This window comes from Brevundimonas denitrificans (assembly GCF_030160755.1).
In the GTDB taxonomy this organism is placed as follows: Bacteria; Pseudomonadota; Alphaproteobacteria; order Caulobacterales; family Caulobacteraceae; genus Brevundimonas; species Brevundimonas denitrificans.
This window is the reverse complement of record NZ_BSOY01000030.1, coordinates 23,336-32,303: the sequence shown is the minus strand read 5'-3', so window position 1 is coordinate 32,303 and position 8,968 is coordinate 23,336. Positions and strand designations below refer to the sequence as shown.

Below are 8,968 nucleotides of genomic sequence, written 5' to 3'. Positions count from 1 at the left end.
GGCCACGCGCAGCTCCAGCGTCCCGCCGGCGCCGCCCCGGCCCTTGGTCAGCTTCTGCGGCCGCGTCACCCGCGCCAGCCGGTCGCCGACGATCTCACGCCAGCGGGGTTCCAGCGCGGCCGCCCCGCGTCCGAACTTGCCGTCCAGCTCCTTGATCAGCGCCTGCAACGCCCGCCCGGCCCTGGGAGTCGGGCGCGGCGCCGGACGCGTGCGTCGGCGCGACAGGATTTCGCGGGCCTCGGCGTCTGTGGGCAGCGTGCGGCGCATTTCCGGTCTATAGCGCGGACGATGCGCCCCGTCTCCGTTCTCCGAGCCGCCCTGCTGGACTGGTACGACGCCCATGGGCGCAGCCTGACCTGGCGCGCGCCGCCGGGATCGCCGCGGCCCGATCCCTACAAGGTCTGGCTGTCCGAGGTGATGCTGCAGCAGACCACCACCGCGCACGCGGCGCCGTATTTCGAGGCCTTCACCGCCCGCTGGCCGACGGTGGCGGATCTGGCCGCGGCGGAAGACGGCGACGTCATGGCCGCCTGGGCGGGGCTCGGCTACTACGCCCGGGCCCGCAACCTGCTGGCCTGCGCCCGCGCCGTGGCGAACGACCACGGCGGCGTGTTTCCCGACACAGAGGCCGGACTGCTGGCTCTGCCGGGGGTCGGCGCCTATACCGCCGCCGCCGTGGCCGCCATCGCCTTCGGTCGGCCCGCCAATGTCGTCGACGGCAATGTCGAACGGGTCATGGCGCGCCTGTTCGCGGTCGAGACGCCGCTGCCGGCCGCCAAACCGGAACTGAAACGGCTGGCCGCCACCCTCGTCGCCGACGACCGTCCCGGCGACTGGCCCCAGGCCCTGATGGATCTCGGCGCCACCGTCTGCCGTCCCGGCGCGCCCCTGTGCGGAGCCTGCCCGCTGACCGTATGGTGCGCCGGCTACGCTTCGGGCCAGCCCGGGCGCTGGCCGCTGAAGGCGAAGAAGGCCGACCGTCCCCACCGCACCGGCATCGCCTGGGTGCTGCGCGATGAAGAGGGACGGGTGGCGCTGGTGCGGCGTCCGGACAAGGGGCTACTGGGCGGGATGACGGGGCTGCCGACCTCGGACTGGAGCGTGTCCCAGGCCGACGCCGCGCCGCCCGTCGCCGCGGACTGGCGCGAGGCGGGCGCGATCGAGCACGTCTTCACCCATTTCTCGCTGACGCTGACCGTGCGGACGGCGACCGGGGCGGGCGACTTCCTCTGGACCGATCCCGACGCGGCGCTGGCCGCCCTCCCGACCGTCTTCCGCAAGGCGCTGGAGCGAGGTCTGGCCTAGCGAACCGTGCGGACCGACACCGGCCCGTCCCGGCGCAGGGGGATGACCACCGTGTGGTTGCCCATCTGCTGGAACGCCAGATCCACCCTGCCGTCGCCGACCTGCAGGTTGGTGATGTTCAGCCGGTCGATGCCCGCGGGCAGGACCGGGTCGTCGATCTCCACCGTCCCGGCGATGGCGTCGATGCCGATCCCCAGCGCCGACTGCAGCATCAGGAACACCGACCCAGCCGCCCAGGCCTGGGGCAGACAGGCGACCGGATAGGCGATCGGCGGCTCGCCGGTATTGCGCTCGAAGCCGCAGAACAGTTCGGGCAGGCGCAGGTGGAAATGCGCCGCCGCCGCATAGATCTCGCCCAGCAGCAGGGCCACCGCCCGGCGCTCGCCGTAGCGCGCCATGCCCGCCGCCGCCATGGCGGTGTCGTGCGGCCAGACCGAGCCGTTGTGATAGCTCATCGGGTTGAACCGGGCCTGACCGGTCGCCAGCGTCCGCACGCCCCAGCCCGACCGGAACTCCGCGCCCAGCAGCCGCTTCGTCACCCGCTTCGCCCGCTCCGCCGACGGCAGGCCGGTGAACAGCAGATGGCCGGCGTTGGAGCCGATTGACCGGCACTGCGCCCCGTCGCCGTCGAGGGCGATGGCGTAGAAGCCCTCGTCCTCCATCCAGAAACGGTCCTCGACCAGAGCCCGGACCCGCTCGGCCTGCCCCGCCCATTCCGCCTGCCGCTCGTCGCCCAGCGTAGCCGCCAGATCGGCCATCGCCCGCCAGGCGGCGTAGGCGTAGCCCTGCACCTCCAGCAGGGCGATGGGCCCCTTCGGGAAGCGGCCGTCGGTGTGGAAGATGGAGTCCTCGGAATCCTTCCAGCCCTGGTTGGACAATCCCGTCTCGGCGCCACGCTGATAGCCGATCAGGCCGTCGCCGTTGACGTCGCCATGGTCCTTCATCCAGCTGACGGCGGCGATCAGATTGGGCCAGAGGGTCCGGATCAGGTCGAAGTCGCCGGTCCGCCGGGCATAGGCTCCCGCGAGGGCCACGAACAGGCAGGTGGTGTCGACCCCGCCGTAATAGAGGCCGAACGGCACCTCCCCGAGGGCGCTCATCTCGCCGCCGCGGGTCTCGTGCATGATTTTGCCCGGCGCCGAGTCCTGGAAGGCCGAGAATTCGGTCGCCTGTCGCATGGCGAGGTAGGTCAGCACGCCCTTGGCCAGCGACGGGTCGAGCCAGAGCATCTGCCAGGCGGTGATGATCCCGTCCCGCCCGAACGGCGTCGAGAACCACGGCACGCCCGCATAGGGGTAGGGGCCGGTGGGCAGGTCGGTGGTCAGCAGGGCGACGTCGGCGCGGCTCTGGTCCAGCCAGTCGTTGAAACGCGGACTGCGCGGCCCCCGCAGCGATGCGCCGCGCCGCCGGCGGGTGCGCATGGCCAGCCGCGCGGCCACGGCGTTCAACCGGAACCGGGCCTCGTCCGGCTGATCGCAGAGCTCGGAGCCGCATTCGACATAGAGGTCGCAGCGCTTGCCCTTGGGCAGGCTGAACATGAATTCCGCGCGCGATCCGCTGAGCCGGGCGGGCGGTTCCGAGAAGGCCAGGCAGCTGGTGCGCCGGACCTCGTCCAGCCCGTCATAGGCGAAGGTCACGCGCCGGCCGTCGTGCGCCGGCGCCGCGAGGGTCCCGCGCTGTTCGCGCCGGGTGCCGCGCACCTGGAAGATGTCGGCGAAGTCGGCGGCGAAATCGATCGCCAGGGGCAGCAGCACGTCCTCGACGCCGTGGTTGGCCATCCGCACCCGCTCGAACATCCGCCGGTCCCGGACGAAGCGCCGCCGCTCGATATGCAGCACGCCCGCGGGCGCGGACCGCCCGCCCATCGGGGGCAGGGGGCGATTGGTCGAATGGCAGGTGAAATAGACATTGTCCTGGCTGACGCCTGAACTCAGCCGCGACGGTCTCGCCTGCCCCACCGTCAGGACCAGACGCGACAGGACGCGGGTATCGTGGATGAACAGGCCGTCCGCCCCGCCCTTCATGTCGCCCCAGCCGTCGGCCACCAGGAAGGTGTCGCCGTCCTTGAGCGCCATCAGCCGTTCCAGGCCGTCGGCTTCGCCGGCGTCGGCGGCGGTGGTCTGGACCGAATAGGCGTCGTCCATGGGGGCTCCCGGAGGCGGCTGACGGCGTCAGACTGGCGTGCAAATGCGAACGCTTGAGGGCCGCATCCCGTTCATCGGGCGCCGATCAGAGGTTGGCGGCCGCGAAGCTACTGTCCTCGAACGGTCGGAGCGGCGTCACGAAGTCGGCGACCGGCTCCTCCGCAAACGGCCGCTTCGCCAGCAGGTCGCCGTAGACGTCCAGATACCGCCGGGCCATGGCCGTGGCCGAGAACCGCAGGTCGAACCGGGCGCGGATCGCCTGTCGATCCAGCAGGTGAGCGCGGCCGGCCGCGGCGACGGCCTGTTCCAGCGTGTCGACCAGAAAGCCGGTTTCGCCGTCCTCGATGACTTCCGGCGTCGAGCCGCAGCGGAAGGCCACGACCGGCGTGCCGCAGGCCATGGCCTCGATCATGACCAGGCCGAACGGCTCGGGCCAGTCGATCGGGAACAGCAGCGCCTCGGCCCCGCCGAGGAAGGCGGACTTCTGATGGTCGCCGATCTCGCCGACGAATTCGACCAGCGGATTGCCCTCGACCATCGGCTTGATGACGGTCTCCCAATAGACCTTGTCCGCGGCGTCGACCTTGGCCGCGATCTTCAGCGGTTTGTTCAGCTTGGTGGCGATCTCGATGGCGCGGTCGGGCCGCTTCTCGGGCGAGATGCGGCCGAGGAAGGCCAGGTAGCCCCCGGACTTCGGGGAGAATCTGTACAGGTCGCCCGGCATGCCGTGGTGCACCGTCGCCTTCCAGCTGGCGAGGGGCAGGGGCCGGCGCTGGTCGTCCGAGATGGAGACAAGGCCGAACTCGCTCCACCGTTCATAGACGCCGGGCAGATCCTTGAGGTCCAGCCGCCCGTGCAGGGTGGTGATGGTCTTGTCGGCGCAGCGCGAGAAGAAGGGGAAGTGGATCATGTCGGTGTGGAAATGGATCACGTCGAAATCATCGACGCGCTTCAGCACTTCGGACAGCATGGTCATATGGGCGGCGAGGTCGGACTTCAGCGGCGCGGGGTCCAGCCGGATGGCCTGATCCCGAACCGGCACCAGGCGCGCCCGGGTTTCGGCGTCGGCGCTGGCGAACAGGGTGACGTCATGCCCGAGATCGACCAGGGCGTCGGTCAGGTGGGCGACGACGCGTTCGGTGCCGCCGTACAGTTTCGGCGGCACGGCTTCGTACAGCGGCGTGACTTGCGCGATCTTCATGGCCGAGCTCCCGACGTCCCGGGGAGGGGACGGCGTGATATTCAACCATACCGCATCTGCGAAGTTCCCGAAACGGCGATATTTGCTGTGGAAACTGTGAGGGTTACAGCGGTTTCAGCGTCCGTTTCCGCTCACTGCATGCCGGCGCGGACCTCGGCCCGCAGGGCGTCGATGGAGCGCAGGCCCTGGTCGGTCTTGAAACGCCAGTAGGTCCAGCCGTTGCAGGCCGGCGCGTTCTCGAACAGGGCGCCCAGCTTGTGGATCGAGCCGGACAACTCCCCGGCCACCAGCGAGCCGTCGGCGCGGACCCGCGCCTCGCGGTCGCCGCGCGGGCAGTACAGCTTGTCGCCGGGAGACAGCAGGCCGGCCTCGACGAGGGCTCCGAACGGCACCTTCACCTCGGCCCGCTTTGAGCCCATCACCACCAGGTCCTCGGGCGCGGCGGGAATGACCGCCTTGATCCGCTTCTCGGCCACCCTGGCGTAGGTCTCGTCGCGCTCGATGCCGATCCAGTGACGGCCCAGCCGCCTGGCCGCCGCCCCGGTGGTGCCGGTGCCGAAGAAGGGGTCCAGCACCACGTCGCCGGGCCGGGTCGCGGCCATCAGCACCCGGTGCAGCAGGCCCTCGGGCTTCTGGGTCGGATGGGCCTTCTTGCCGTCGGCGTCCTTGATCCGCTCCTCGCCCGTGCACAGGGCCAGGGTCCAGTCGGACCGCATCTGGACGTCCTCGTTGAAGGCCTTCAGGGCGTCGTAGTTGAAGGTGTAGCGCTTCTGGTCCCGGCTCCGCGCCGCCCAGATCAGCGTCTCATGGGCGTTGGTGAAGCGCGTGCCCTTGAAGTTCGGCATCGGATTGGACTTGCGCCAGATGATGTCGTTCAGCACCCAGAAGCCGAGGTCCTGGATCGCCGAACCCAGCCGGAAGACGTTGTGATAGCTGCCGATCACCCAGATCGAGCCCTCGGGCTTCAGCACCCGGCGGCATTCCGTCATCCATTCGCGGGTGAAGGCGTCATAGGCGGCGAAGCTGTCGAACTTGTCCCAGTCGTCGTCCACGGCGTCGACCTTCGAATTGTCCGGCCGCAGCAGGTCGCCGCCCAGCTGCAGATTATAGGGTGGGTCGGCGAAGACCATGTCGACGCAGGCGTCGGGCAGGGACCGCAGCACCTCGATGCAGTCGCCGCGATGAATGACGTCGGTCTTGAACTCGGACATGGAAACGCGGCCCCGGACAGCTTGAAGGGCGATTGGTGAATCATCGCGGTTAAGGCGGGGTTAGCTGCGGGCGAATCCTCGTCTCCTCCCTGTCGCCGCAGGCGATGGGGAGGGGGACCGCCCGCGCGACTCAGCGCGGGGGGTGGAGGGGGGAAACAGCGAACACGGACCGGCGCCCCTCCGCGGCTTCGCGGTCCCCCTCCCCATTCGCTGCGCGAAGAGGGAGGAGACGGTATCGCCCGCGTCGCTTGCCTGCTCCCCTACGCACCGGAACCGCCACATCCGCTCACGCTTTGTTACGGCCCCGGCCTCGCCTTCGCGGGCGCAGCACGTTAGTCAGGCCGGATACGATCAGGGCTCAGGGACCAGGCGATGACTCAGTGGGTGTACGGCTTCGGCGGGGGCTCCGCCGACGGCGATGCGTCGATGAAGAACCTGCTCGGCGGCAAGGGCGCGAACCTGGCCGAGATGTCCTCGCTCGGCCTGCCGGTGCCCCCCGGCTTCACCATCACCACCGAGGCCTGCGTCCACTACTATTCCAACGGCCAGACCTACCCCGACGCCCTGGCCGACCAGGTCGCCGCCGGCCTCCAGAAGGTCGAGCAGGTCGTCGGCAAGACCTTTGGCGACCCGAAGAACCCCCTGCTGGTCTCGGTGCGCTCGGGCGCCCGCGCCTCCATGCCGGGGATGATGGACACGGTCCTGAACCTCGGCCTCAACGACGAGACGGTCGAGGGGCTCGCCGCCCTGTCCGGCGACCGGCGCTTCGCCTTCGACAGCTACCGCCGCTTCATCACCATGTATTCCAGCGTGGTCCTCGGCCTGTCGCATGACGACTTCGAGGAGGTGCTGGATGACCACAAGGACCGGCTGGGCGTCACCATCGACACCGACCTGACCGCCGCCGACTGGGAAAAGGTCGTCGCCGACTACAAGGCCGTGGTCGAGGACCGGCTGGGCCAGCCCTTCCCGCAGGACCCCCATGACCAGCTGTGGGGCGCCGTCTCGGCCGTCTTCGCCAGCTGGATGAACGACCGGGCCAAATTCTATCGCCGCATGCACGACATCCCCGAGAGCTGGGGCACGGCGGTCAATGTGCAGTCGATGGTCTTCGGCAACATGGGTGAGACCTCGGCCACCGGCGTCGCCTTCACCCGCAACCCCTCGACCGGCGAGGCCAAACTCTACGGCGAGTTCCTGATCAACGCCCAGGGCGAGGACGTCGTGGCCGGCATCCGCACGCCCCAGTCCCTGACCCGGGCCGGCCGCGAGGAGATGGGCGAGACCGCCCCCTCGATGGAAGAGGCCATGCCGGTCGTCTTCGCCGAATTCGTCGACGTCGTCGGGCGGCTGGAGAGCCACTACCGCGACATGCAGGACATCGAGTTCACGGTCGAACAGGGCCGGCTCTGGATGCTGCAGACCCGCAACGGCAAGCGCACCGCCAAGTCGGCGCTGAAGATCGCCGTGGATCTGGCCGCCGAGGGCGTGATCTCGGAAGAGGAGGCGGTGTCGCGCGTCGAGCCCTCGGCCCTGGACCAGCTGCTGCACCCGACGCTCGACCCCAGGGCGTCGCGCACCGTGGTCGCCGCGGGCCTGCCCGCCTCGCCGGGCGCCGCCACCGGCAAGATCGTCTTCGACGCCGACGAGGCCGAGCGGCTGAACCAGCTCGGCGACGCCGTCATCCTGGTGCGCGAGGAGACCTCGCCCGAGGACATCCATGGCATGCACGCGGCGCGCGGCATCCTGACCGCCCGGGGCGGCATGACCAGCCATGCCGCCGTGGTGGCCCGGGGCATGGGTCGCCCGTGCGTCTGCGGCATCAATGAGCTGTCGATCGACGACAAGGCCGGGACCTTCACCGCCCGCGGCCGCACCTTCAAGGCCGGCGAGATCATCACCATCGACGGTTCGAAGGGCGAGGTGCTGGACGGCGCCGTGGCCATGATCGAGCCCGAACTGACCGGCGACTTCCAGACCCTCATGGCCTGGGCCGACAAGGTGCGCCGGCTTCGGGTCCGCGCCAATGCCGAGACGCCGCTGGATGCGAAGACCGCGCGCGGCTTCGGGGCCGAGGGCATCGGCCTGTGCCGCACCGAACACATGTTCTTCGACGACGCCCGCATCGCCGCCGTGCGCGAGATGATCCTGGCCGACGACGAGGCCGGCCGCCGCGCCGCCCTGGCGAAGATCGCGCCGTTCCAGAAGGCCGACTTCGTCGAACTGTTCACCATCATGGCCGGCCTGCCGGTGACAGTGCGCCTGCTCGACCCGCCGTTGCACGAATTCATCCCCCATTCGGACGCGGAGATCGACGCCCTCGCCGCGACCCAGGGCCTCGACGCCGCCAAGCTGAAGCGCCGGGCCCGGGAGCTGCACGAGACCAACCCCATGCTCGGCCACCGGGGTTGCAGGCTGGGCGTCGCCTATCCCGAGATCTACGAGATGCAGGTCCGCGCCATTCTCGAGGCGGCGCTGGAGGTGAAGGAGACTGCGACCGAGGCCCCCATCCCCGAGATCATGCACCCGCTGGTCGCCCTCGGGCTGGAGATGAAATACCTGCGCGAACTGACCGACCGCACCGCCGAGGCCGTCTTCGCCGAGGCCGACGACCGGGTCGACTACCTCGTCGGCACCATGATCGAACTGCCGCGCGCCGCCCTGCGCGCCGCCGATCTGGCCGAATACGCCGAGTTCTTCAGCTTCGGCACCAACGACCTGACCCAGACCACCTTCGGCATCAGCCGTGACGACTCCGGCCGGTTCCTGCAGGCCTATATGGACAAGGGCATCTTCGAGACCGATCCCTTCGTCCGGCTCGACCAGGACGGCGTCGGCGACCTGATCCGCATCGCCGCCGAGCGCGGCGAGGCGGCGCGGCCGGGCATCAAGATGGGCATCTGCGGCGAACACGGCGGCGACCCGGCCTCCATCGCCTTCTGCGAAGAGGTCGGCCTCGACTACGTCAGCTGCTCCCCCTACCGGGTGCCGATCGCCCGGCTCGCGGCGGCCCAGGCGGCGTTGGTGTCCCGGGGCGGGGAGGCGCGAGAGAAGGATCGGTGAGGGACCGGCCACGAAACAGCCGAGGTTGGAAAACCGCTGTCTGT

At 69.9% G+C, this 8,968-nt stretch carries 5 protein-coding genes and 1 pseudogene; 2 read left to right on the top strand and 4 right to left on the bottom strand.

Annotation, left to right across the window (positions count from 1 at the left end):
* Positions 1-267 (bottom strand): annotated as a pseudogene (locus QQJ79_RS08225) (DciA family protein); the annotation flags it as partial.
* 21 nt (positions 268-288) lie between these two features.
* On the opposite strand from QQJ79_RS08225, the gene mutY reads away from it, so the two are divergent.
* Complete coding sequence (mutY, locus tag QQJ79_RS08220) at positions 289-1,305, top strand: A/G-specific adenine glycosylase (RefSeq protein ID WP_284222446.1); 1,017 nt, start codon at positions 289-291, stop codon at positions 1,303-1,305.
* Here mutY and QQJ79_RS08215 read toward each other — a convergent pair.
* The 3 genes from QQJ79_RS08215 to QQJ79_RS08205 form a co-directional block, all read right to left on the bottom strand.
* Positions 1,302-3,449 carry an amylo-alpha-1,6-glucosidase gene (locus QQJ79_RS08215; protein WP_284222445.1) on the bottom strand — a complete coding sequence of 716 codons (2,148 nt, stop codon included), beginning with the start codon at positions 3,447-3,449 and terminating at the stop codon, positions 1,302-1,304. The genes mutY and QQJ79_RS08215 overlap by 4 nt on opposite strands.
* Before the next feature lie 85 nt (positions 3,450-3,534).
* Positions 3,535-4,650 carry a glycosyltransferase family 4 protein gene (locus QQJ79_RS08210; RefSeq protein ID WP_284222444.1) on the bottom strand — a complete coding sequence of 372 codons (1,116 nt, stop codon included), beginning with the start codon at positions 4,648-4,650 and terminating at the stop codon, positions 3,535-3,537.
* Positions 4,651-4,781: 131 nt separating this feature from the next.
* The gene (locus tag QQJ79_RS08205) at positions 4,782-5,861 is read right to left on the bottom strand and encodes a site-specific DNA-methyltransferase (RefSeq protein WP_284222443.1); all 1,080 of its coding nucleotides are present in this window, start codon (positions 5,859-5,861) and stop codon (positions 4,782-4,784) included.
* 372 nt (positions 5,862-6,233) lie between these two features.
* Here QQJ79_RS08205 and ppdK point away from each other — a divergent pair, with 372 nt between their 5' ends.
* Positions 6,234-8,924: a pyruvate, phosphate dikinase gene (gene ppdK / locus QQJ79_RS08200; protein ID WP_284222442.1), complete on the top strand. Its 2,691-nt coding sequence runs from the start codon at positions 6,234-6,236 to the stop codon at positions 8,922-8,924.
* Positions 8,925-8,968 lie beyond the last annotated feature (44 nt).

What these genes read in the sequence shown, in the direction of transcription:
- mutY (WP_284222446.1), top strand. Translation starts at nt 289, where the DNA reads ATGCGCCCCGTCTCCGTTCTCCGAGCCGCCCTGCTGGACTGGTACGAC.
- QQJ79_RS08215 (WP_284222445.1), bottom strand. Translation starts at nt 3,449, where the DNA reads ATGGACGACGCCTATTCGGTCCAGACCACCGCCGCCGACGCCGGCGAA.
- QQJ79_RS08210 (WP_284222444.1), bottom strand. Translation starts at nt 4,650, where the DNA reads ATGAAGATCGCGCAAGTCACGCCGCTGTACGAAGCCGTGCCGCCGAAA.
- QQJ79_RS08205 (WP_284222443.1), bottom strand. Translation starts at nt 5,861, where the DNA reads ATGTCCGAGTTCAAGACCGACGTCATTCATCGCGGCGACTGCATCGAG.
- ppdK (WP_284222442.1), top strand. Translation starts at nt 6,234, where the DNA reads ATGACTCAGTGGGTGTACGGCTTCGGCGGGGGCTCCGCCGACGGCGAT.